General features: G+C 71.1%; 22 protein-coding genes. 7 read left to right on the top strand and 15 right to left on the bottom strand.

Annotation, left to right across the window (positions count from 1 at the left end; all coding sequences use genetic code 11):
* Nucleotides 1-246, bottom strand: a 246-nt coding sequence (locus DIE12_RS38640; RefSeq protein WP_260426898.1) for a hypothetical protein, incomplete at its 3' end; no start/stop codon positions are given.
* Nucleotides 247-301: 55 nt separating this feature from the next.
* On the opposite strand from DIE12_RS38640, the gene phbB reads away from it, so the two are divergent.
* Together phbB and DIE12_RS16555 are read left to right on the top strand one after the other, a co-directional pair.
* Nucleotides 302-1,045 carry an acetoacetyl-CoA reductase gene (gene phbB / locus DIE12_RS16560; RefSeq protein WP_124488572.1) on the top strand — a complete coding sequence of 248 codons (744 nt, stop codon included), beginning with the start codon at nucleotides 302-304 and terminating at the stop codon, nucleotides 1,043-1,045.
* Between the two features lie 198 nt (nucleotides 1,046-1,243).
* Nucleotides 1,244-1,444 (top strand): hypothetical protein, encoded by a 201-nt coding sequence (locus DIE12_RS16555; RefSeq protein ID WP_044847444.1) that lies wholly within the window; start codon nucleotides 1,244-1,246, stop codon nucleotides 1,442-1,444.
* Nucleotides 1,445-1,524: 80 nt separating this feature from the next.
* Here DIE12_RS16555 and DIE12_RS16550 read toward each other — a convergent pair whose 3' ends face one another.
* The 10 genes from DIE12_RS16550 to DIE12_RS16505 all read right to left on the bottom strand — a co-directional run bounded on the left by DIE12_RS16550 (nucleotide 1,525) and on the right by DIE12_RS16505 (nucleotide 11,950).
* Nucleotides 1,525-1,842 (bottom strand): hypothetical protein, encoded by a 318-nt coding sequence (locus DIE12_RS16550; RefSeq protein WP_124488573.1) that lies wholly within the window; start codon nucleotides 1,840-1,842, stop codon nucleotides 1,525-1,527.
* Nucleotides 1,839-2,375, bottom strand: a complete 537-nt coding sequence (locus tag DIE12_RS16545; RefSeq protein ID WP_124521011.1) for a hotdog family protein — start codon at nucleotides 2,373-2,375, stop codon at nucleotides 1,839-1,841. The genes DIE12_RS16550 and DIE12_RS16545 overlap by 4 nt, the downstream gene beginning before the upstream one ends.
* A complete protein-coding gene (locus tag DIE12_RS16540) occupies nucleotides 2,372-3,190 on the bottom strand; it encodes a beta-ketoacyl synthase chain length factor (protein WP_124521012.1) in 819 nt (272 codons plus the stop codon). The genes DIE12_RS16545 and DIE12_RS16540 overlap by 4 nt, the downstream gene beginning before the upstream one ends.
* Nucleotides 3,187-4,410 carry a beta-ketoacyl-[acyl-carrier-protein] synthase family protein gene (locus DIE12_RS16535; protein WP_124488576.1) on the bottom strand — a complete coding sequence of 408 codons (1,224 nt, stop codon included), beginning with the start codon at nucleotides 4,408-4,410 and terminating at the stop codon, nucleotides 3,187-3,189. The genes DIE12_RS16540 and DIE12_RS16535 overlap by 4 nt, the downstream gene beginning before the upstream one ends.
* Nucleotides 4,411-4,473: 63 nt before the next feature.
* Nucleotides 4,474-5,367 (bottom strand): polysaccharide deacetylase family protein, encoded by an 894-nt coding sequence (locus tag DIE12_RS16530; RefSeq protein ID WP_124488577.1) that lies wholly within the window; start codon nucleotides 5,365-5,367, stop codon nucleotides 4,474-4,476.
* On the bottom strand, nucleotides 5,364-7,847 hold the full coding sequence (locus DIE12_RS16525) for an MMPL family transporter (RefSeq protein ID WP_124521013.1): 2,484 nt from the start codon (nucleotides 7,845-7,847) through the stop codon (nucleotides 5,364-5,366). The genes DIE12_RS16530 and DIE12_RS16525 overlap by 4 nt, the downstream gene beginning before the upstream one ends.
* Nucleotides 7,847-8,503: an outer membrane lipoprotein carrier protein LolA gene (locus DIE12_RS16520; RefSeq protein WP_124488579.1), complete on the bottom strand. Its 657-nt coding sequence runs from the start codon at nucleotides 8,501-8,503 to the stop codon at nucleotides 7,847-7,849. Before DIE12_RS16520 ends, DIE12_RS16525 begins: the two co-directional genes overlap by 1 nt.
* On the bottom strand, nucleotides 8,500-9,474 hold the full coding sequence (locus DIE12_RS16515) for an acyl-CoA synthetase (protein WP_124488580.1): 975 nt from the start codon (nucleotides 9,472-9,474) through the stop codon (nucleotides 8,500-8,502). The genes DIE12_RS16520 and DIE12_RS16515 overlap by 4 nt, the downstream gene beginning before the upstream one ends.
* Nucleotides 9,471-11,240: an AMP-binding protein gene (locus DIE12_RS16510; protein WP_124521014.1), complete on the bottom strand. Its 1,770-nt coding sequence runs from the start codon at nucleotides 11,238-11,240 to the stop codon at nucleotides 9,471-9,473. The genes DIE12_RS16515 and DIE12_RS16510 overlap by 4 nt, the downstream gene beginning before the upstream one ends.
* Before the next feature lie 65 nt (nucleotides 11,241-11,305).
* Complete coding sequence (locus tag DIE12_RS16505) at nucleotides 11,306-11,950, bottom strand: hypothetical protein (protein ID WP_124521015.1); 645 nt, start codon at nucleotides 11,948-11,950, stop codon at nucleotides 11,306-11,308.
* Between the two features lie 565 nt (nucleotides 11,951-12,515).
* Between DIE12_RS16505 and DIE12_RS16500 the strand changes: the two genes are divergently transcribed.
* The 5 genes from DIE12_RS16500 to DIE12_RS16480 all read left to right on the top strand — a co-directional run bounded on the left by DIE12_RS16500 (nucleotide 12,516) and on the right by DIE12_RS16480 (nucleotide 16,854).
* Nucleotides 12,516-12,800, top strand: coding sequence for a phosphopantetheine-binding protein (locus DIE12_RS16500; protein WP_014896047.1), 285 nt, complete (start codon nucleotides 12,516-12,518; stop codon nucleotides 12,798-12,800).
* Between the two features lie 115 nt (nucleotides 12,801-12,915).
* Nucleotides 12,916-13,632, top strand: coding sequence for a 3-oxoacyl-ACP reductase FabG (gene fabG / locus DIE12_RS16495; protein WP_124488583.1), 717 nt, complete (start codon nucleotides 12,916-12,918; stop codon nucleotides 13,630-13,632).
* A 97-nt stretch (nucleotides 13,633-13,729) separates the two neighbouring features.
* Complete coding sequence (locus tag DIE12_RS16490; protein ID WP_124551300.1) at nucleotides 13,730-15,010, top strand: endoribonuclease L-PSP; 1,281 nt, start codon at nucleotides 13,730-13,732, stop codon at nucleotides 15,008-15,010.
* Nucleotides 15,011-15,135: 125 nt separating this feature from the next.
* On the top strand, nucleotides 15,136-15,942 hold the full coding sequence (locus DIE12_RS16485; RefSeq protein ID WP_124488585.1) for a glycosyltransferase family 2 protein: 807 nt from the start codon (nucleotides 15,136-15,138) through the stop codon (nucleotides 15,940-15,942).
* Between the two features lie 150 nt (nucleotides 15,943-16,092).
* Entirely contained in the window at nucleotides 16,093-16,854 is a 762-nt protein-coding gene (locus DIE12_RS16480; RefSeq protein ID WP_124521017.1) for a M48 family metalloprotease, read from the top strand.
* Between the two features lie 125 nt (nucleotides 16,855-16,979).
* On the opposite strand, the gene DIE12_RS16475 is transcribed toward DIE12_RS16480, so the two are convergent.
* Genes DIE12_RS16475 through DIE12_RS16460 form a run of 4 tightly spaced genes read right to left on the bottom strand, consistent with a single transcriptional unit; the run spans nucleotide 16,980 to nucleotide 21,684 of the window.
* Complete coding sequence (locus DIE12_RS16475) at nucleotides 16,980-18,680, bottom strand: lactate permease LctP family transporter (RefSeq protein ID WP_124521019.1); 1,701 nt, start codon at nucleotides 18,678-18,680, stop codon at nucleotides 16,980-16,982.
* Between the two features lie 51 nt (nucleotides 18,681-18,731).
* Nucleotides 18,732-20,177 (bottom strand): LutB/LldF family L-lactate oxidation iron-sulfur protein, encoded by a 1,446-nt coding sequence (locus DIE12_RS16470; protein WP_124521021.1) that lies wholly within the window; start codon nucleotides 20,175-20,177, stop codon nucleotides 18,732-18,734.
* The gene (locus DIE12_RS16465) at nucleotides 20,174-20,887 is read right to left on the bottom strand and encodes an LUD domain-containing protein (protein ID WP_124521023.1); all 714 of its coding nucleotides are present in this window, start codon (nucleotides 20,885-20,887) and stop codon (nucleotides 20,174-20,176) included. The genes DIE12_RS16470 and DIE12_RS16465 overlap by 4 nt, the downstream gene beginning before the upstream one ends.
* On the bottom strand, nucleotides 20,884-21,684 hold the full coding sequence (locus tag DIE12_RS16460; protein ID WP_124521024.1) for a (Fe-S)-binding protein: 801 nt from the start codon (nucleotides 21,682-21,684) through the stop codon (nucleotides 20,884-20,886). The genes DIE12_RS16465 and DIE12_RS16460 overlap by 4 nt, the downstream gene beginning before the upstream one ends.
* Nucleotides 21,685-21,818 lie beyond the last annotated feature (134 nt).

Here is a 21,818-nt window from a genome sequence, read left to right as displayed (position 1 = left end):
GCCAAGCGCGATGCGAAGCGCGGGCTGGCGTCGCTGTGCATCGGCGGCGGGATGGGCGTCGCGCTCGCGGTCGAGCGCGGTTGAGCAGAGTCTGACGATAGTGCACGCATGCGGCGCCGGCCAGCGCCGCACACACATGCAGCAAACTTCGCGCACAACAAGCTGCCAACAACAAGCGTGATGTTCCGGTGCGCGCCACGTCCGCCCTGCGGGCGCCAGCGCATCGCAGCGGCGGGGCGGCAGCATGTGCCATGCCGTCGCCCCGCACCTTTGACTACTTTTCTTGTCGGTAACTCATAGGATGACTAAGCGAATTGCAGTTGTGACGGGTGGGATGGGTGGTCTCGGCGAAGCGATCAGCATCCGGTTGAACGATGCGGGCTGCCAGGTCGTCGTCACGTATTCGCCGAACAACACCGGCGCCGATCGCTGGCTGACCGAGATGCACGCGGCCGGTCGCGAATTCCACGCGTATCCGGTGGACGTGGCCGATTACGATTCGTGCCAGCAATGCGTCGAGAAAATCGTCCGGGACGTCGGCCCGGTCGACATCCTGGTGAACAACGCGGGCATCACGCGCGACATGACGCTGCGCAAGCTCGACAAGGTCAACTGGGATGCGGTGATCCGCACCAACCTCGATTCCGTGTTCAACATGACGAAGCCGGTCTGCGACGGCATGGTCGAGCGCGGCTGGGGACGCATCGTCAACATCGCGTCGGTCAACGGCTCGAAGGGCTCGGTCGGCCAGACCAACTACGCGGCCGCGAAGGCCGGCATGCACGGTTTCACGAAATCGCTCGCGCTCGAGACCGCGCGCAAGGGCGTGACGGTGAATACGGTGTCGCCGGGCTACCTCGCGACGAAGATGGTGACGGCGATCCCGCAGGACATCCTCGATACCAAGATCCTTCCGCAGATTCCGGCGGGACGGCTCGGGAAACCCGAGGAAGTCGCGGCGCTGGTCGCCTATCTGTGCTCGGAAGAGGCCGGTTTCGTGACGGGCTCCAACATCGCGATCAACGGCGGCCAGCACATGCATTGACGCGCGGCGGCCCGGGCGGCGTTCGCGCGCGCGTCCGGGCCGTGCTCCCGCTGTATCCAGCGCCGGGGCGGCGCGCACGCGCGCGGTGACGGAACACGGACGCAGGTTCGCCGCGCATGCGGCGGGCCGGGTGCGCCCGCGTGCCGGCTACCGCGTCACGGCACGCACGCCGCACCGGCCTCGCATTCCGGAGGAGGCATGGGTGACACCTGGATGGGACTCGCGATCGGCGGCTCGGCACTGGCCGTCGCGCTGACGATGGCGATCGCGCTTCACTGGCTCGAGCGGCGCCGCGCGCGGTTGCTGCGCAACTTCGATCATCGCGATTGCTGGCTGGTCGCGTACGGCAAGTGCTTCGCGCGCGGGCCGGCGCGTCGCACGCGCGGCGGCGCGCGCTGACGGCGGCGGTGCGGCACCGCCGCGTTCACGCGTCGTGCCGCGTCCCGCGCATCCGTCTGCGGTGCGCGGGACGTTCGCACTCAATCGCTCTTTCGCGCGCCTTCGCCTGAATCGTTCTTGTGGAAGATCCGCTTCGTCGTGCGCTTGGTGGCATCCCAGCCTTCGCGCGACGCGTGCGCGATGCCGTGGCCGACCGTCTTCGCGGCGCTCGCGGTCGCGTGGCCGAAACTGCGCGCGGCCTCGCCGGTCTTGTGCGCGGCTTCCTTCGAATCGCGCTTGATGTCCTGCTTCACTTCCGACATGTCCGCGTGCGCGATCGGGCTGATCAGCGCGAGAACGAACGCGGTGCAAATGAACTGACGTGCTTTCACGGCCTGGTTTCCTTGGGGCTGGTTCATCTAGGGTCCGCGCGGCCCGCGGGCGGCGCAACGCGCACGCCGGTTGCCGATGCATCGAGCATCACCGCGGCGCGGCCGCCGAGCAACACGCGCTCGCCGCAGCGCAGCGTGAAGCCGTACAGCACGGAGCGGTCGTCGCCGCCGATGCGTTCGGCGTCGACGATCAGCGGCAGCTCGAACGTGTCGAGCCGGTCGACGAACGCGTCGACGTTGCGCACGCTCGCGAGATAGCCGGCGCGCGGCCGCGCGGGTTCCGCCTGCGCCTGCTGCGCACCGAGCAGCGCGCCGTGCACGGCCATCGCCTGTGCCGCATATTCGATCCCGCAGACCGACGCGAGCCGGCCGCGCGAGCGCAGCGGGTTGTGCGGGGCGCGGTGGCTCGTCGCGCTGCAGCGGATGCGCGCGGCGTCCCACGATTCGACCCGATCGAGCAAGCACATCGCGCCGTCGTGCGGAATGTGCACGGCGATCCATGCGCGATCGAGCGTGGCCGGTGCCGGCGCAGGCATCGGCGTCGAAACGGGCGTCGTCATCGCGCGTGCCCCGCCGCGGCATTCGGCAGTGCGATATCGACCTGCACGCGCGTATCTTCCAGATAGTCGAGCACGACGCTCGCCGCGCGCCGCGCCGCGAGCGCGTCGAGCAGCGGCAGCGCGCGCGCGGCCGGATTGCCGGTGCGCAGCGCGTCGAGTTCGGGGTTCGCGAGCGTCGTCGCCGGCGCGTCGGTGAGCCGCACGTCGATGCGCGCGAGCGTGCGTTCGCTCGCGTCGGGCGCGAGCACGAGCGCGACGCCGAATGCGTCGACGATCGGCCGCACCGCGTGCAGCGGCTCCGGATAGTCGGTGTCGTAGGCGATCAGCAGGCTCGGCACGCGATCGACCATGACCTGGCACACGCTTTCGAGCAGGCCCGCGGCGAAGCTGCCGTCGTGCGCGCACAGCACGTTCGACGTCGCCATCGCGCGGGTCGCGATGCTCCAGTAGCCGGCCGGCGCGTTGTGCACCGAGTTGTGAAAGCGCGTGGGCGACAGGTGGCGATCGTCGCCGGCGAGGGTCTCGCAGATCGCGTGGCAGTTCTGGCCGTCGCCGCCGGACGCGCTGAACACGGTCGCGAGCGTGGCCGCATCGCGCCCGCTCGCGGCTGCCGCTTCGAGGCCGACCGCGAGCGCGACGCGCACGACGGGGCCGGTGCGGCGGCGTTCCGCCGGCGGCAGGCCGGCAGGCGGCGGCAGCACGGTGCGCGCGCTCGCATAGGCCGCGCGGCCCGCGAGCACGTCGGCCGCGTGCGGCCAGTCGTTCAGTCCCGGCCCGACGAGGCCGACACTTTCGATGAAGGCGGTGACGGTCATGTCGGCTCCCGGCGGCTCGCATGCCCGGCGCGGCCGAGGATCAGGCTGCAGTTCGTGCCGCCGAAGCCGAACGAATTCGACAGGACCGCACGCACGCGCGCATCGCGGCTCGCGAGCACGTAGTCGGCGGCCAGCGCCGGGTCGGGTTGCGTCGTGTTGACGCCGGCCGGCACGAACTGTTCGCGCAGCGCCAGCGCGGCGACGACCGCTTCGAGGGCGCCGGCCGCCCCGAGCGTGTGACCGGTCGCGCCCTTCGTCGAACTGCACGGCGTGCGCGCGAGCAGCGCGCCCACCGCGCGGCTTTCGGCGGCATCGTTGCTGGGCGTCGCGGTGCCGTGCAGGTTCACGTAGTCGATGTCGCTTGCAGCGAGGCCGGCCGACGCGAGCGCCTGTTCGATCGCGATGCGCGCGCCGAGCCCTTCCGGATGCGGCGACGACATGTGATGCGCATCGCTCGATTCGCCGATGCCGAGCAGCAGGATCGCGTCGCCGTCGAGCGTGGCGGGCGCGTCGGGCACGCGTTCGAGCAGCGCGAACGCAGCCGCTTCGCCGATCGAGATGCCGTCGCGCGCGACGTCGAACGGGCGGCACGGCCGGCGCGACAGCAGTTCGAGCGAATTGAAGCCGTACAGCGTCGTCAGGCACAGCGAATCGACGCCGCCGACGACGGCCGCATCGATCAGCCCCGCTTCGATCATCCGGCGCGCGGAGCCGAACACCTTCGCGCCGGACGAGCACGCCGACGAGATCGCCATCGCCGGCCCGCGCAGCGCGAAATACGCGCGCACGAACGCAGCCGGCGAATACGGGTTGTGCGTGTGCGTGTAGCGGAATCCGGCGGGCAGGGCTCCGCTGGCCGGATCGCGCTGCTCGTACGCGCGCTCGGTCTCGAGGATGCCGGACGTGCTCGTGCCGACGAACACGCCGACGCGCGCGGCGCCGTGGCGCGCCACGGCCGCCGCGACGCGCGCGTCGAAGCCGTCCTGGACGAGGCAGAGTTGCGCGAGGCGGTTGTTGCGGCAGTCGAAGTCGGCGAGATCCGCGCGCACGGGCTGCGCATCGACGCCGTCCACGGCGCCGATCCAGGTGTCGAGATCGGCGCGTTCGAAGTCGCACGGCGTGAGCCCGCCGCGTGCGTGGCGCAGCGCGTCGACGGTCGCGTCGAGGCCGCGGCCGATGCAGCTGGTGGCGGTGAAGTGCGAGAGCAGGAGAGGTTTCACGAGGGTCGTATCCGGTGGCCGGAACGGGCGCCGCAGCGGGGCTGGCGGGCGCGCCGGGCGTGGTCAGATTTTATCAAACGGGGCGGCTGGGATGCCCGGCCCGGCGGGCGGATCGGACGGTTCGGGCGCGAGCGCGGCGCGCAGCGTGGTCCAGTGCAACTGCGCATCGGCGGCCGCGTGCAGCAGCGCGGGCAGCACGTCGAGCACCACTGGTTCGCCACGCGCGTCGCGCGCCGCGTGGCCGTCGTGCACGAGCAGGATGTCGCGCGCAGCCAGGCCGTTCAGCAGGCGGTGCGTGACGGTATCCGCATCGCGCGCGCGGGTGTCGAAGCCACGGCGCGTCCAGCTGGCGAGCTGCAGGCCGAACTCGCACAGCACCGGCTCGAGAAACGGATTGCGCAGGCCGGCCGGCGCGCGGAAGAAGCGCGGGCGCGTGCCGGCGATCTCGGTCAGCGTCTGCTGCGCGGCCGCGATTTCACGGCGCAGCGCGGCGGGCCCCGACAGCGAGAACGTATGCCGGTGCCGCTGGCTGTGGTTCTCGACCGCGTGGCCGCGCGCGACGATCGCTTCGATCCACTGCGGATGGCGGCGCGCGAGATCGCCGATGCAGAAGAACGTCGCGCGCGCGTCGTGGCGATCGAGCAGGTCGAGCACGCGCGGCGTGACGTCGGGGTCCGGGCCGTCGTCGATCGTCAGCGCGATCCGGCGGCCGGCGCCGGCCGGCAGGCGCGTCCAATTCGGCCCGAGCAGCGCGCTGCGCGGCCACAGGCCGGCGGCGGTCAGTGCGAGATGCGACGCGACCACGCCACCGGCGGCCCACGGCCATGCGGCCGGTTGCGCGACGACGGCCGCGAGCGCGCCCGCGTGCAGCGCGGCCGTGCCCGCGATCAGCGGCGTCGGTTTCCAGCGGCGCGCATCGCCGGGCTGGCGAGGCGGAACGGACGACGGCGCGTTCATGCGCGACCTCCTGTCGGCTCACGATGAGGGCTGCCAGCGGCCACCGCCGCCGCGCGCGGCGCGAGAATCGCGGCGAACGCGAGCGCGAGCATCGCACCGGGGCCGACGGTCAGCCCGAAGGTTTCGAGCAGCGGCACCCGCGACAGCGCGAGCAGGCCGAAGCCGGCGACCGTCGCGAGGTTCGCGATCAGCAGCGACACGAGCGTGTGCGGCGTGACCGGTTGCGCGTCGTCGCGCTTGCAGAAGAACAGCGCATAGTTCGAGCCGACCGCGACGATCAGCAGCATCCCGACGAGGTGCAGGATCGTCAGCGGCACGCCGGCGAGCGCGAAGCCGGCCGTCACCACCAGCACGGCCGCGACCAGCGGCGCGAGCGCGCGTACGACGCGGCGCGGCGAGCGCAGCGCGATCAGCAGCAGCACGGCGATCGCCGCGAAACCCGCGAGCGACAGCCGGATGTCCTCGTGCACGTAGTTCACGTACAGGCGGTCGGCCTCGGCCTTCATGTCGACGAACAGCGCGTCGGGCACGCCGGCGCGCGCGACGGCCGCGCGAATCGGCGCGGCATCGAGCGCCGGAGCCGCCGGACCGGTGCGTGCGACGTCCGGCGCGCGCAGCGGCAGCATCGCGCGCCAGCGGCCCGCGCGCTCGGTCAGCAGCGCGTCGACGGCGAGCGCCATCGACGTGCCGCGCAGGTCCGCGCGCGTGAGCAGCGGCGCGTGGCGTGCGGCCTCGACATCGGCGATGAACGGAGCGAACAGCTCGGGCCTGACCGGGATCGGCTGGTTCGCGACGGCCGCGCGCATGCGTGCGGCAAGCGTGTCGGCGTCCGGCAGGCTCGCCTGGCGCGCGCGCTGCGCGGCGTCGCTCGGCAGGTAGCGCGCGGGACTTTCGAAGCCCGCGAGCGCGCCGCGCTCGACGAGCGGCTGCAATTGCGCGGCGACCCGTTCCGCGCGTTCGAGCGCGGCCTGTTCGGTCGGCGCGGAAATCACGACGAGATAGCGCACGTCCGGCGCGCCGAGATCGGCGCGCAGGCGTGCGTCGAGTGCCTGCGCGCCAGCGGGCACGGGGCTCAGTGCCGCAAGCTCGCGGCTCCACAGGCCGTCGCGATGCAGCATGAGCGTCGCGCACGCGGCGAGCACGAGCGCGGCGAGCGGCCAGCGCAGCCGCGGCGCGGCAGCGGCCGCGCGCGCGAGCACCGCGCCGACGCGCGACACGTCGCGAATTGCGACGTGCTCGCCGCGCAGGTGCGGCAGCACGAAGCGCGTGACGAGCGCGGCGGCCGTCAGCCCGGCGATCGAGTAGAGCCCGAGCTGCACGAGGCCCGGAAAACCGGAGAACAGCATCGACGCGAAGCCGCACACGGACGTCAGCACGCCGAGCCGGATCGTCGGCCAATAAGCGGCGATCCATGCCCGCGTCGCGTCGGCGGGCCGTGCGGTGCCGCGCGAGCCGGCCTGCGCCGATTGCACGAACAGGTAGATCGAATAGTCGACGGCTTCGCCGATCAGCGTCGTGCCGAAGCCGAGCGTCAGCCCGTGGACCGTGCCGAACGCGATGCCGACCGCCGCGATGCCGGCGGCGATGCCCGTCAGCACCGGCAGCAGCCCCAGCGCGAGCGTGCGCGGCGAGCGGTACAGCGTCAGCAGCAGCGCGACGATCAGCACGACGCTCGCCGTCGACAGCCGCTCGACGTCGTGCCGGATCGTGTCGCGCGTGTCGACCGAGAACACGCCTGGGCCGGTCATCGCGAGCGTGTACGCGGCCGGGTTCGGCAGCGCCTGCGTCGCGGCGGAGAACGCGCGGCGCACCGCGTCGATCGCGCGTGCCTGCGCATCGGTGTCGGAGCCGGGCGCGGCCGTCTGCACGACGAGCACCGCGCGCGTGCCGTCGCGCGACGCCCATACGCCGTCGCGGCTGGCGGGCTGCGCGCCGCTGTCGAGCTGATTGACGAGCGCCGTCACTTCGCCGGTCGGGTCGCGCGGCAGCAGTGCCTTCGCGACGAGCCCCGCCGACGAACTCAACAGGTCGAGGCTGTCGCCGAGCGCCTGGTGCAGGCCGTCCGCGCTGAAGCGCTGCGGCGCGACGGCCGGGCTCAGCAGGTAGCGATGGTCGAACACGAACTGCCGGTCGTGTGTGTCGTCGACGGCTTCGCCGTTGTTGATCGAGGAGAATTGCCGGTCGGCGCGCAGCGTGCCGGCGACGCGCCGCGACAGCGCGGCACGCGTGGCCGCATCGCCGCCGTCGATCGCGACGAGGATCAGCCGCGACACGATGCCGTCGCGCAGTTGATCGACGAGCACGCGCTGCCCCGCGCTCGGTGCGCGCGGCAGGAACGCGGACAGGTCGGCCGTGAAGTTCGCGCGGGCGATCGCGATCCCGCATGCGACGAGCGCGAGCAGCCACACGAGCACCGCGCGTTGCCGCCACGCGGGCAGGCGGTGCGTGACGGGGGCGGGCGGCCGGGTGCGATCGTCCATCAGTTCGCCGGGACGGGTTGCAGGCGCATCGTCGAACGGTCGCCGTCGGCCTGCCGGATCGCGACGCTGCGCAACACGTCGCGCGAGCCTTCGAGCGTGATCGTGCTGACGACCTTCAGCATCCGCGAGTCGAGCGGCGTGAGCGTCAGCGTCCAGTCGTCGCCGCGACCGGCGAGCGCGACCTTGTAGACCTGCTCGAGCGCATAGCGGTTGCCGGCGAGCGTCGCGCGGATGCTGTCGATGAACGCGCCGAGCTCCGGATAGCGCGCGAGCGCGAGCGTGTACTTGCGGTTGTTGCGCTCGACGGTGAGCATGTCGCCGTCGACCACGAGATGTTCGGGCTTCGGGTTCAGCGTGTGCTTCTCGAGATGGTCGGGTGCGACGAACACGAGCTCGCCCGACGATTCGAGCGGCTGCGTGGTGATCGACAGCGTCTTCGTCTCGGTGAACGTCGCGCGCCCCGACTTGTGCTGCGCGAGTGTCGACATCAGCCGGTCGAGGGTCCATGCCGAACCGGTGTCGGCCGCGTGCGCGGGCAGGGCGAGCGCGACGGCGGCCGTGACGGCGAACCTGCGTGCGGCGCGGCGCAGCGCGCGCGGGTGCGGCAGCGGGAGCATCGGTAGCAACATCGGCGGAAAGCGGCGAACGGCGGTCATGCGTCGGAATCCCTCGTGGCGGACAGGCCGGCGCACGCGTGCGCCGCGTCGCGGCGCGCGGCGGCCGTGCCGGTCTGCCAGAAATCGAAATAGTTGAACCAGTTGTACGGCGCCGCGCGACAGTACTGGTCGAGCAGCATGACGTAGCGCGCGAGCGCCGCGTCGACGGCCGCCGCGCGCGTGTCGCGGCGCACGTCGGAAAAATCGGCGAGCGTCTCGAAGTGCACATCGTAGCGATTGCCGTCGCGATAGAGGCCCGTCATGAACAGCACCGGACGCCGCAGCATCGCGGCCATGTACAGCGGCCCGAGCGGGAATGCCGCCGGCGCGCCGAGCAGCGGCAGCCACCGCAGCGACGCGGTCGCGTCGTCGAGCAGCGTGCGGTCGGCGAGCATCCCGACCATGCAGTTCGCGTCGAGGCGTTCGCGCACCTTCAGCATCGAGTCGACCTGCCCGAGCGGAATCACTTCCGGCTTCGCGGCCGGGTTGACGGCGGCGAGCGTCGCATTGATCTTGCGCGCGTTCTCTTCGAACATCGTGACGACGACGCGCAGGTCCGGGCGCGTGCGGCCGATCGCGCGCACGACTTCGAAGCTGCCGAGGTGCGCGCCCATCAGGAATGCGCCGCGCCCGCCGGCGAGCGCGGCGTCGACCCGTGTTTCGCCGTGCAGCCGGATGTCGAACAGGTCGAAGCGGCCGTTCATCAGGTAGATGCGGTCGTGGATCGTCGCCGCGAACGTGAACACGTGCCGGTACACGTCGCGCCAGCGCGCGGGACGGCCGAGCACGCGGCGCAGGTAGTCGCGCGACGCGGCGCACGCGACCGGCGAGAACAGCACGAAATAAGTCGCGACGGCATGCAGCACGATGCGCGATGGCCGACGGCCGAAACGCAGCGAGATCCAGGTCATCACGCGCAGCAACCCGGCGTTGCTGCGTTCCTGGCGCTCGGCCCATGCGGTGCGCTTCATCGCTGCGCGCCGTCCTGCGCGGCCGGCGGCGCGGACAGCACGCCGGTCGCGACGTCGCGCGCACCCGCGCGCAGCGTGAAGCGGATCGCGCCGCCGGCCGCTGCATCGAACGCGAGATCGAGCGCCTCGCCGGGCGCGACCGGGCTCAGGAATTTCGCGGAAGCCAGCCGCCACGTATCGAGCGGGCGATTCAGCGATGCGCCGAGTGCGGCGATCGCGTGATCGAGCAGCACGACGGCCGGCACGATCGGACGACCGGGGAAATGACCGGGCAGCGCCGGATGATCGGCGGGAATCGTGAACGCGAGCGGCGCATCGGGCGCGGCCGTCGCGGCGCGCTCGCGCACGTCGGCCCCGGCGGCGCGCGTGTGCCGTGCGACGAGCGCGGCGACCACGTCGCGCGGCAGCTTGCCCGTTTCGTTGCGCGGCAATGCGTCGACGAACACGAGCGGGCGCGGCATGAACGCCGGATCGATCCGTTCGCGCAGCGCGCGCTGCAGGTCGGCCGCGGCGAGCGTCGGCGCGACCACGAGCGCGACGAGGCGCGTGACCGGTTCGCGGGTCGCATCGGCGTCGGCCGGCGCGATGTCGTCCGGCATGAAGAACACGCCGTCGACGACGTCGGCAATCGCGTTCAGCTGATGGTTCAGGTAGGCGAGCGACGTGCGCTTGCCGGCGATGTTGACGAGGTCCGCCTTGCGGCCGTGCAGCAGGAACCGGCCGTCGCCGAGCAGCTCGAGCGCATCGCCCATCGGCACCGGGGTTTCGACGTGTCCGCCCGACACCCACACGGTCGGGCCGCTGTCGTCGCCCGCGGCATCGTGGTCCGACGCGTCGTGCGCCGCGCGCGCGTCGAGCCGGATGTCCGGGAACGGTTGCCACGCGGCGCCCTGCGACGTGCGGCGCGTCGCGATCTGGCCGGTTTCGGTGCTGCCGTAGATTTCGACGAGCGGCGCCTCGAGCGCGGCCTCGGCTTCGTACGCGAGTTTTTCCGACAGCGGCGCGGTGGCCGACAGCACGAGCGCGGCCGGCGGCAGCGCATGGCCGGCCGACAGCAGCGCGCGCAGGTGGATCGGCGACGTGACGAGCACGCGCGGCTGCGGGATCGCGGCGAGTTCGTCGCGAATGTCGACCGGGTAGAACGGCTGACGGTTGCTGAACGCGAGGCCGCCGATCAGCGCGAGCAGCACCGTCGATTCGAAGCCGTACATGTGCTGCGCGGGCACGGTGCCGATCAGCGTGGCCGCGCGGCCGTCGAGCAGGCCGAGGCGCTCGGCCGCCGCGCGCACGCAGCCGACCAGGAAGCCCCAGGTCTTGCGGTGCGGCACCGGCGCGCCGGTCGAGCCGGACGTGAACACGTACGCCATGATCCGCGACGCGTCGATCTGCGGCACCACGCACGGTGCGTCGTCGGGGAGTTCGCCGGGTGCGGCGTCCGGATACGCGAAGCGCGGCAGGTCGATCGTGCAGTCCGGCGCGTCGTGCAGGCAGAACGCGTCGGGTGCGAACGACGCGAGCTGGCGCACCATCTCGGGCGTGTGCGTCGACGGCAGCAGGCTGATCCTGCCGGTGACGAGCGCCGCGCACAGGCTGACCGCGAAGCGGTAGCGGTCGCGGCACACGTTGAACACGTGGCGGCCGGCGGGCAGTGCGGCGGCCACGCGCGCGACATCGGCGACGAACGTGCGGACGGTGACGGGCGTGCCGTCGCGCCAGGCGATCGTCTGGTCCGGCGAGGAATGGAATACCAGCGGGTGAGTCGGCATAAATCGGTCAAAGCGAAAGGCGGTCACCGGCGCGGCCGCGATGCGGCGCCGCGACGGCCATGAATTCATCGTGACGGCTGCGTCGACGCGCGGTACGCGCGCACCGCGTCGACCATCCGCGGCCGCGCGTCGTGCGGCAGCGCGAAGCGCCGGCACGCATGCTCGGCGGCGAACATCACGGCGACGAGCGGCAGCGACAGGTAATTCGCGAATGTCGACCACGCGACGATCGGCGCGGTCGCGAACAGCAGCGTCGACACGGCGGCGATCGCGACGAAGAACAGCGTCCATGCGAGCGTGATGTGCCGCGTGTAGCGCGCGACGGCCGGCGTGATCGTGCCGTGGATCAGCGTCGCGAAGCGCGTGCACAGCGGCACCTGGCCGGCCGCGAGGGTGCGGCCGAACAGCAGCGCCATCGCGAGGTTGAAGCTCGCGTGCTCCAGATACAGGCCCCATTCGAAATGGCGCGCGAGCGGGATGCGCACGGCCCACAGCGCGACGGCGGCCAGCAGCCACGCCGGCACGAGCCAGGCGCGCCGCGGCGAGCGCAGTGCCGCGCCGAGCGCGAGCAGCAGCGGCGGCACGAGCGCCATCGCGAGGCCGAAGCCGTGCGCGCCGGGCGTCGCGGCCGCGTAGTGCGCGCCGATCTGGTACGCCGCCACCGCGGCGACCGCGCCGGCGCCGCGTACGATGCCGAGCGGCGTGCTCATCGCGGCGCTCCGGGCGCGCGGCGCGGGTGCGCGTTGCCGCCGGCTGCCGCGGCACGGCGGCAAACGGACGGACAAACCGGAGCGAGGGGAGCGGACGGGCGCGGCATGGTTGCTGGAAACATCGGGCGGATCGGGGCCGGACGCGTGCGTCGGGCCGTCAAACATCATATGAATGGCGGCCGGGACGCTAGTCCGGGCCGGCTGTCGTGCACGCACATTTTAGGGCCGCGGCGCGGCGGTTCGAGGCAGGTGCAGCCGGGTTTTGTAACCGAATGTATGGCAGCGCACTGAAGCTTTTGCGGCGACGATCCATTTCCATCCGAAGCGGCTCAAGCGTCTGCTGCGATCGGGTCCCGAAACCGGCCGTGGCGGGGGCCCTTCAGTCTGTAACCATTCCCCGTATACGTGCCGATACCCATCGTCTAGAATCCGCGTAACTTTTACAAACGATCCCCAATAACGCAGGCGGGGAAGCCGGCAGACGCCGGAGGGACGGAGATTCGCGCGCCTCGCACCGCGCCGGGCGTGCACGACGGCTGCCGTTTTCCGGGCGCCTCCCGCTGCCATGGGCCGCCTGCCCGCAAGCATGATGAACGCACTGGAACAAGAGCTCGCCACGCTGATCATCGGCGAACTGAATCTCGAAGACGTCCCGCTCGAAACGGTGACGGCCGGGACCCCGCTGTACGGCGAGGGCTTCGGGCTCGACTCCATCGACATCCTGGAAATCGCGCTGCTGATCTCGAAGAAGTACGGCTTCGAGCTGCGCTCGGACAATCCGGACAACCAGAAGATCTTCGCGACGCTCGGCGCGCTTGCCGCGTACGTCGCCGCGCATCGCACGAAGTGACGAAGGCGCGCGCGGGCGCGACGCGGCACGCAGGGGATGACGGGACGCGGCGGCGGTGGCTGGATGCACCGCCGCCGCGTCGATCGAGGAGGAACGCGATGAACGGAGCAATTCGATGCGGGCGCTCGTAACGGGCGGCAGCGGCGCACTCGGGCAGGCGATTTGCACGACGCTCGCGCAGGCCGGCCACGAAGTCTGGGTACACGCGAACCGGAATCTCGCGCAGGCGCAAGCCGTCGCGCAGCAGATCGTCGCGGCCGGCGGCATCGCGCATGCGATCGCATTCGACGTGACCGACGCGGATGCGACGCTCGCCGCGCTCGCACCGTTCGTCGACGACGCGCCGGTGCAGATCCTCGTCAACAACGCGGGCATTCACGACGACGCGCCGATGGCCGGCATGTCGCGCCAGCAATGGCACAGCGTGATCGACGTGACGCTCAACGGTTTTTTCAACGTGACGCAACCGCTCCTGCTGCCGATGATCCGCACGCGGCGCGGCCGGATCGTCAACATCGCGTCGGTCGCCGGCGTGACCGGCAACCGCGGACAGGTCAACTACGCGGCCGCGAAGGCGGGGCTGATCGGCGCGACGAAGTCGCTGTCGCTGGAACTCGCGTCGCGCGGCATTACCGTGAACGCGGTCGCGCCCGGCATCATCGAGTCGCCGATGGCGGAACATGCGTTTCCCGCCGAACGGATCAAGCAGCTCGTGCCCGCGCAGCGCGCCGGCCGGCCCGACGAAGTCGCGGCGATGGTCGCGTATCTGGTATCCGATGCGGCCGCCTATGTGACGGGGCAAGTGCTGTCCGTCAACGGCGGCCTCGCATGACGACGCGCGCCGCGTCGGCTTGACGCGAAGCAACGGCGCGCAACGCGGCGCGTGGCCACGATGCCGCGAGCCCGCGCCGCATAGTGAGGAAATCGAAGTGTCAGTGCACCCTGTCGACGCCGAACGGCGAGCGTGTTCCCCGTCGTCCGCCACCAGCGCGGTCGCACGCGGACCCATGGCGGCCACGTCCACCGCGAACGGCGGCAATCGTGCGTTGCGGCTCGTCCAGATCGATCAGGCACGGCTGGCTGCGCTGCTGCACGATGCGCAGCAGCGGGGCGACGCATTCGGCCGCGTGTTTCCCGGTGCGCTGGGCGCGGTCTGCATCGGCGCGGCCGGGTCGCCGGCCGATGCGATGGCGCGCATGCTCGCCGCCGCCGCGCCCGACCTCCCGCTCGCACCGGTGCAGATGGCGCTGCTCGATGCCGGCAGCCATGCACGCGCCGGTGCGGTCTGCGAAATCTGGCAGTGCGACGCGCGCGACCTGCGCAGCGAGCGACGCGGCGCGCTGCAGTACCGCTACAGCGCAACGGCGGGGCTCGTGTTCGGCAGCATCGTCGTGCAGGAAGCGCAGGCAGCGCATGAAGCTCAGGAATCGGCCGATGCGGATCGCGACGGCGGCACGCCGCTCGAGCGCACGACGTACGACGCGTACCGCGCGCTGTTCGACGTACTCGATACGCTCGGCATCCCGCATCCGCTGCGGATCTGGAACACCGTGCCTGCGATCAACGCGCAGCAGTTCGGGATCGAACGCTATCGTCAGTTCAATATCGGCAGGCAGCGCGCGTTCGACGCGTGCCGCCGCGCGCTGACGGGCGGCGTGCCGGCCGCCTGCGCGCTCGGTTCCGTCGTGCCGGTCGCGGGTGACATGCCGCCGGCCGCGCCGCTCGCGATCCATTTCATCGCGAGCCGTGCGCCGGCCGATCCGGTCGAGAACCCGCGCCAGGTCAGCGCGTATCACTACCCGGCGGAGTACGGCCCGCGTGCGCCGACGTTCGCGCGCGCGGCCGCATGGCCGGGCGACGCTGCCGCGCCGCTGCTGTTCGTGTCGGGCACCGCCAGCGTCGTCGGGCATCGCACCGTGCATCACGGCGACGTCGTCGCGCAAACGCGCGAGACGCTCGCGAACCTGGCCGCCGTGCTCGAGCAGGCCGCGCGGCAGGGGCACGGCCCGTTCACGCTTGCCGACCTGAGCTACCGCGTCTACGTGCGCGACGCCGGCGATGCCGCGGCGCTCGCCGCGATCGAACGCACGTTGCGCGATGCGGCCGGCCCCGGCGTGCGGCCGCTGTTCGTCCACGCGGACGTGTGCCGCGACGATCTGCTGGTCGAGATCGAGGCGAGCGCCGGCCATCCTCTGGAGCACCTGTCGTGAAGCGCGCGGGCCTGTCGCTGCGCGAACCGTCGCCGCACGCGGGCGGCGTCGACGAAGCCTGTCGGCAGTCGCCTGCAGGTCATAAACTTTTGTCAGGATCCTCGTCTTCGCAATCGGCCGTTCCCATGTCCACGCTGCAGGCCTCGTCCACCCATCTCGTACTGATTCCGAGCTACAACCCGGGCGTCAAGGTCGACACGACCGTGCGCAACGCCCGCGCGCAGTGGAATCCGGTGTGGGTCGTCGTCGACGGCAGCACCGACGGCAGCGCCGAGCGCCTGCAGGCGATGGCCGAGCGCGACCCCGGGCTGCGCGTGATCGTGCTGCCGGCGAACCGCGGCAAGGGCGCCGCGGTGCTGGCCGGGCTCGACGCGGCGGCCGCGAGCGGCTTCACGCACGTGCTGACGATGGATTCCGACGGCCAGCATCCGGCCGATCTGATTCCCGAATTCATGGCCGCGTCGCAGGGGGCGCCGGATGCGATGGTGCTGGGCCTGCCGAAGTTCGACGCGAGCGCGCCGCAGCTGCGCGTGCAGGGCCGGCGGCTGTCGAACGGATGGGCCGACCTCGAGACTCTGTGGGCCGGGATCGGCGATTCGCTGTACGGCTTTCGCGTGTACCCCGTCGCGCCGCTCGCCGCGATCATGCATCGCCAGCCGTGGATGCGCGGCTTCGACTTCGATCCGGAAGCCGCCGTGCGGCTGTGCTGGGCCGGGGTGCGGCCGATCCGCATCGAAGCGCCGGTGCGTTACTTCGGCGCGCACGAGGGCGGCGTGTCGCATTTCCACTACGGCCGCGACAACGCGTTGCTCGCGTGGATGCACCTGCGGCTGTTCGCCGGTTTCCTGGTGCGGCTGCCGATGCTGGTCGCGCGGCGGCTGACGCGCCGGTCGCGTTCCGCGTTCGGCCGGTCGTCCGGCCGCGGCGATTGACGGTCCGATTGTCATCAATCGGCTGAGCAATCGCGCCGTTCATTCCGTATTTGTCAGTAATCAAGCTGTCATTCGATGTAAACATCTGGTAATTTTCTGCCGGATTATGCAAAATCGCCGCTCCCAAATACAACTACCGAGGGATCCGGGATGCATATCAAGAAAGCGGCGGCCGCGTGCGGCATGGTTTTCCTGTTGAGCGCATGCGGTGGCGTGCAGAATCTCGACGCGAACAGCCTCACGTCGGCGGGGACCAACCTGGTCAAGGCGGCGACGCTGTCGGACAGCGACATCGCGGCACTGTCGAACGACTCGTGCAAGGCGAGCGACGCCGAATCGAAGATCGCCGCGCCGAACAGCGCGTACGCGAAGCGCCTGACGAAGGTGATGAAGGGCTTCGGCGACATGACGCTGAACGGCCAGAAGATCAACTACAAGGTCTACATGACCAAGGACGTCAACGCGTGGGCGATGGGCAACGGCTGCGTGCGCGTGTACAGCGGCCTGATGGACATGATGAACGACGACGAGCTGCGCGGCGTGATCGGCCATGAAATGGGCCACGTCGCGCTGGGTCACTCGAAGAAGGCGATGCAGACTGCCTACGCGGTCAGCGCGGCACGCACCGCGGCCGGCGCGGCATCGCCGGGCGTCGCGGCCCTGACGAGCTCGCAGCTCGGCGACATCACCGAGAAGTTCATCAACGCGCAGTTCTCGCAGACGCAGGAAAGCGCGGCCGACGACTACTCGTTCGACCTGATGAAGCAGAAGAACATGAACCAGAAGGGTCTCGTCACCGCGTTCCAGAAGCTCGCGCAGCTCGATGGCGGCAAGAGCTCGATGATGAGCTCGCACCCGTCGTCGACGAGCCGTGCGCAGCACATCCAGGATCGCATCGCGAAGGGCAGCTGAGCGCCGCCGGATGGCGCCGGCCTCGTCCGGCGCCCGGGATGAACGAAACCCCACGCTCTTGCGGGCGTGGGGTTTTTGTTTTCCGGGGAAGCGGAAAGCGGCCGGAAAGCGGCCGCGCCGCGTGCTTACGGCACCATCCCCGGCAGCACGTACGCCTGCACGAGCGTGATCAGGCCGACGATCACCGCGAACAGCAGGCTGTGGCGCACGGTGAAGCGGAACAGCTCCGATTCCTTGCCGACCAGCCCCGTTGCCGCGCATGCCACCGCGATCGATTGCGGCGAGATCATCTTCGCGGTCACGCCGCCCGTCGTGTTCGCGGCGACCGCGAGCGTCTCGGGCACGCCGAGCTGGTGCGCGGTCGCTTGCTGCAGCGAGCAGAACAGCGCGTTCGACGACGTATCCGAGCCGGTCAGGAACACGCCGAGCCAGCCGAGGAACGGCGAGAAGAACGGAAACGCGGCGCCGGTCGCGGCGAGCATCAGCGCGAGCGTCGACGACATCCCCGAGTAGTTCGCGACGAACGCGAACGCGAGCACGAGGCCGATCGACAGGATCGGGCGCGTGAGCTCCTTCAGCGTTTCGCCGAACGTGACGAGCGCGTCGCGCGGTTTCATCCGCAGCAGCGCCATCGAGATCAGCGCGGTCACGAGGATCGCGCTGCCCACCGCCGACACGAGGTCGAGCTTCAGCACCGCGTCGAGCGCCTTCGGCGTCGCGGCGATCGGCGCGGTCTTCACGACGAGCTGGTCGAGCCCGGCCACGTGGAACTTGAGGACGGTCGACGCGAGCGCGCCGTGCGCGGCGAACAGCGCCTTGAACGGCGCGATGCTCCACACGGTGACGACGGCCGTCAGGATCAGGAACGGCGACCACGCGCGCACGGTCTGCGCGAGCGAGTACGGCGACGCCTGGCGGCTCGCGCCCGCACCGTTGCCGCCCGCACCGAACCCCGCGAGCGCCGCGCCGCCGCCCGACGCGACGAGGCCGCCGGCCGTCTGCTTCGCGCTGCCCGGTTGCCAGACCTTCAGGAACGCGGCGAGCGAGACGAGGCTGACGAGCGACGACGTGATGTCCGGCAGCTCGGGCCCGATATGGTTCGACGTGAAGTACTGCGTGATCGCGAAGCTGCCGCCGGCGACGAGCGCGGCCGGCCAGGTCTGCCGTACGCCGCGCAGCCCGTCCATCATGAACACGAGCCAGAACGGCACCGCGAGCGACAGCAGCGGCAGCTGGCGGCCGGCCATCGCGCCGATGTGGAACGCGTCGATGCCGGTCACCTGTCCGGCGACGATGATCGGGATGCCCATCGCGCCGAACGCGACCGGCGCGGTGTTTGCAATCAGACACAATCCTGCCGCGTGCAGCGGCTTGAAGCCGAGGCCGACGAGCAGCGCGGCCGTGATCGCGACGGGCGCGCCGAAGCCGGCGGCGCCTTCGAGGAACGCGCCGAACGAGAAGCCGATCAGCAGCATCTGCAGCCGCTGGTCGTCGGTGATCGACAGCACCGACGCGCGGATGATCTCGAACTGGCCGGTCTTCACGACGATCTTGTACAGGAACACCGCCGCGACGATGATCCACGCGATCGGCCACAGGCCGTACGCGAAGCCGAAGCCGGCTGCGGCGAGCGCCTGCGGCACGGGCATGCCATACGCGAGGATCGCGACGCCGAGCGCCAGCAGCAGCGTGATCGCGGCGGCGACGTGCCCCTTCATCCGCAGTGCGGCGAGCGCGACGAAAAAGAAGATGATCGGGATCGCGGCGACGAACGCCGACAGCCCGAGGCTGCCGAGCGGGGTGTAGATCTGATGCCAAACCTGCATGGTTGTCTCCTCCATGGATTTCTATCGGTACGGGTTTGAAAGCGGGGTGGTCTATTCGGGTTGGCCGCGTGCGCGCAGCAGGTCGGACAGGCTGCGCGGCGCCGGCTCGAGCGGCGTGCGATGTTGGGTCCAGCCCATCTGCTTCGCGGGCGTCAGCGCGCGCAGCCGCGTCGCGCTCCAGCGGAACGCGCGATACGCGCGCGGATGCGCAAACGCGCCGGACCAGAAGCGCCACACGAGGTCTTCCGCGCGGTTGTAGTTCGCGCCCTGGCCGCGCAGCGGATGCGCGACGGGTTCGTCGGGCTTGCGGTTCGCCTCGGTACGCAGCCGCACCAGCAATTGCGGGATCGGAATCCGGACCGGGCACACCTCGCCGCACGCGCCGCACAGCGTCGATGCGGTCGGCAGGTCGGCCGTCGCGTCGAGGCCGAGCAGGTGCGGCGAGATGATCTTGCCGATCGGGCCCGGGTAGGTCGTGCCGTATGCGTGGCCGCCGATCCGCGTATAGACGGGGCAGTGGTTCATGCACGCGCCGCAGCGGATGCATTGCAGCGTCGCGCGCAGCTGCTCGTCGGCGTAGGCCTGCGTGCGGCCGTTGTCGAGCAGCACGAGATGCAGCTCGCGCGGGCCGTCGCGTTCGCCGTCGCGGCGCGGGCCCGAGATCAGGTTGAAGTAGGTCGTGATCGCCTGGCCGGTGGCCGAGCGCGTGAGCAGGCTCGACAGCGGCACGATGTGCTCGAGTTTCTCGACGACCTTCTCGATCCCCATGATCGCGACGTGCGTGTCGGGCACGGTGGTCGACAGCCGGCCGTTGCCCTCGTTCTCGACGAGCCACAGCGTGCCCGTGTCGGCCGCCGCGAAGTTCACGCCGGACAGGCCGATGTCGGCTTCCGCGAACGCGCGGCGCAGCGCACGCCGGCCGGTCTGGATCAGCTCGTCGACGTCCTCCGTGTAACGCGTGCCCGGGATGTGTTCCTCGAACAGCTCGGCGATGTCGCCGCGCGTCTTGTGGATCGCCGGCATCACGATGTGCGACGGCTTTTCGCCCGCGAGCTGCACGATGAACTCGCCCATGTCGGACTCGATGCAGTCGACGCCGTGATCCGCGAGGTAATGGTTCAGCTCGATTTCCTCGCTCGCCATCGACTTGCCCTTGATCACGCGGCGCGCCTTCTTCGCCTGCGCGATGCCGAGCACGATCGCGTTCGCGTCGGCGGCCGTCTCGGCCCAGTGCACGTGCACGCCGGCCGCGGTGAGCTTCGCCTCCAGCCGCTCGAGCAGCGCGGGCAGTTGCGCGAGCGCGTGCTGGCGCACCGCTTCGCCGAGATCGCGCAGCTGCTGCAGCTCGGTGTCGTCGGAGAACTGGGTCGCGCGCTTGCCTTGCAAGAAATCCATCGCGCCGCGGAAGCTGCGGCGCAGCGCGGGATCGTCGAGCGCGGCGCGCGCGCGGGCCTTGAAGTCGCCCGGGGCGACGAATTGCAGCGGTTGGTCGCTCATCGCGGCAGGTCCTGGCAGGCGGTTGCGGTCGGTTCGGTGACGATCACGACCCAGAGCTTGCGCGGGCCGTGTGCGCCATACGCGAGGGTCTGCTGGATGTCGGAGGTCTTCGACGGGCCCGACACCAGCACGACGTTGGTCGGCATGCCGGCGTGCCAGCGCTCCGCGTGCGCGGCCGCGTGAAGGTCCGCGTGCAGCGTGTTCGCATGCACGAGCGCGACGTGCAGCGGCGGCACCAGCGACACCGTGCGCGGCGTGCCGGCATCGGGCGCGAGCACGACCGTGCCGGTCGCCGCGATGCCCGAGCGCGCAACCGTGAAGCCCGCGTCGATCGTGTCGAACAGCTCGGCTTTCCATGCGTCGATCGGCCGGTCGAACGGCACCGGCGCGACCGCGTCGGGCAGCGCCTGCGCGAGGGCCGCCGATTCGGCGCGGGCCGGGTCGAGCAGCAGGCGGCGCACGCCGGCCTCGGCCAGGCGCGCGGCAAGCTGCGCGGGCCATGCGTCGGCGGTGGCGCACCAGACTTCGGCGTGCGACGCGGCGAGCGCGGCCTGCATCGTCTGCGCGAGCGCGCGAGGATCGGGCGCGACTGCCGCGCGCCGCGCCGCGTAATGCATGTCGATGCGCGCATCGAGCGCGGGCGCGGCGTTCACGGCGACGCCGGGGGCGGCGGCGCGCAGGCGCGCGAGGATGGCGTCGCGCGCGCTCATTGCGTGTCTCCGCGCAGCGAGCCGGCACCGGTCGTGCGGCGCCACAGGAAGCTCGCGAGATGCTCGACGGGCAGCGCCGCGCCGGCCTTGGCCGCAGCGTGGCCGATGTTCAGCAGGCAGCCGCAGTCCGCCGACACGAGCCGGTCGCAGCCCGTCGCGCAGGCCGATGCGACCTTGTCGCGCACCATCGCGCCGGAGATGTCGGGATGCTTCAGCGAGAACGTGCCGCCGAACCCGCAGCATTCCGATTCGCGTTCATGTTCGATGCGCGTGACGCCCGGCAGCGCGTCGACGAGCGCGACGCCGTGCACGCGCGTGCCCATCTCGCGGCGGGCCGCGCACGACGTGTGCAGCACGACGCGCTCGTCCGGGCCGGCGTTGGCGGTGACGGCGTCGAGCCGCACGTCGAGCACATGGACGAGGAATTCGGCGAGTTCGTAGGTGCGCTCCGCGATCGCGCGTGCCTTCGGGCCGTGCACGGGATCGTCGGCGAACAGGGCGGGCCAATGGTGCCGGATCATGCCCGCGCACGAGCCGGACGGCACGATCACGGGCCACGGCTCGGCGAACAGGTCGAGCTGCGCGGCCGCGACGCGGCGCGCTTCGTCGGGATTGCCGCTGCTGTAGGCCGGCTGCCCGCAGCAGCTCTGGCCGCGCGGATAGTGGACGGTCAGGCCTTCGCGTTCCAGCAGGCGGACCGCGTCGAGCCCGGCTTCGGGGACGAACAGGTCGACCAGGCAGGTCGCGAACAGATAGACGTGCGCGGGGGCGGCGGCGGGGTAGTGCCTTTCGTTCATGTCTCGCTCCAGGGGTGCCGGCCCGGCATGCGAATGCGGGACGACGATTTCGCTGCATAATTCCCGCGACGGCGCCGCAGCTCAAATTGGTTGGGCCAATCGGCGTGACGGGTATTCCGGATGGGGAGACGGCG

It is taken from the genome of Burkholderia sp. Bp9015 (genome assembly GCF_003853505.1).
GTDB lineage: Bacteria > Pseudomonadota > Gammaproteobacteria > Burkholderiales > Burkholderiaceae > Burkholderia.
This window is presented reverse-complemented; position numbering and strand designations above follow the sequence as displayed.

Excerpts from the sequence above, each read along its gene's own strand:
- DIE12_RS16550 (WP_124488573.1), bottom strand. The coding sequence starts at position 1,842 with ATGAACCAGCCCCAAGGAAACCAGGCCGTGAAAGCACGTCAGTTCATT.
- fabG (WP_124488583.1), top strand. The coding sequence starts at position 12,916 with ATGCGGGCGCTCGTAACGGGCGGCAGCGGCGCACTCGGGCAGGCGATT.
- DIE12_RS16530 (WP_124488577.1), bottom strand. The coding sequence starts at position 5,367 with ATGAACGCGCCGTCGTCCGTTCCGCCTCGCCAGCCCGGCGATGCGCGC.
- DIE12_RS16510 (WP_124521014.1), bottom strand. The coding sequence starts at position 11,240 with ATGCCGACTCACCCGCTGGTATTCCATTCCTCGCCGGACCAGACGATC.
- DIE12_RS16465 (WP_124521023.1), bottom strand. The coding sequence starts at position 20,887 with ATGAGCGCGCGCGACGCCATCCTCGCGCGCCTGCGCGCCGCCGCCCCC.
- DIE12_RS16460 (WP_124521024.1), bottom strand. The coding sequence starts at position 21,684 with ATGAACGAAAGGCACTACCCCGCCGCCGCCCCCGCGCACGTCTATCTG.
- DIE12_RS16505 (WP_124521015.1), bottom strand. The coding sequence starts at position 11,950 with ATGAGCACGCCGCTCGGCATCGTACGCGGCGCCGGCGCGGTCGCCGCG.
- DIE12_RS16475 (WP_124521019.1), bottom strand. The coding sequence starts at position 18,680 with ATGCAGGTTTGGCATCAGATCTACACCCCGCTCGGCAGCCTCGGGCTG.
- DIE12_RS16515 (WP_124488580.1), bottom strand. The coding sequence starts at position 9,474 with ATGAAGCGCACCGCATGGGCCGAGCGCCAGGAACGCAGCAACGCCGGG.
- DIE12_RS16520 (WP_124488579.1), bottom strand. The coding sequence starts at position 8,503 with ATGACCGCCGTTCGCCGCTTTCCGCCGATGTTGCTACCGATGCTCCCG.
- DIE12_RS16470 (WP_124521021.1), bottom strand. The coding sequence starts at position 20,177 with ATGAGCGACCAACCGCTGCAATTCGTCGCCCCGGGCGACTTCAAGGCC.
- DIE12_RS16485 (WP_124488585.1), top strand. The coding sequence starts at position 15,136 with ATGTCCACGCTGCAGGCCTCGTCCACCCATCTCGTACTGATTCCGAGC.
- DIE12_RS16540 (WP_124521012.1), bottom strand. The coding sequence starts at position 3,190 with ATGACCGTCACCGCCTTCATCGAAAGTGTCGGCCTCGTCGGGCCGGGA.
- DIE12_RS16525 (WP_124521013.1), bottom strand. The coding sequence starts at position 7,847 with ATGGACGATCGCACCCGGCCGCCCGCCCCCGTCACGCACCGCCTGCCC.
- DIE12_RS16545 (WP_124521011.1), bottom strand. The coding sequence starts at position 2,375 with ATGACGACGCCCGTTTCGACGCCGATGCCTGCGCCGGCACCGGCCACG.
- phbB (WP_124488572.1), top strand. The coding sequence starts at position 302 with ATGACTAAGCGAATTGCAGTTGTGACGGGTGGGATGGGTGGTCTCGGC.
- DIE12_RS16500 (WP_014896047.1), top strand. The coding sequence starts at position 12,516 with ATGGGCCGCCTGCCCGCAAGCATGATGAACGCACTGGAACAAGAGCTC.
- DIE12_RS16480 (WP_124521017.1), top strand. The coding sequence starts at position 16,093 with ATGCATATCAAGAAAGCGGCGGCCGCGTGCGGCATGGTTTTCCTGTTG.
- DIE12_RS16555 (WP_044847444.1), top strand. The coding sequence starts at position 1,244 with ATGGGTGACACCTGGATGGGACTCGCGATCGGCGGCTCGGCACTGGCC.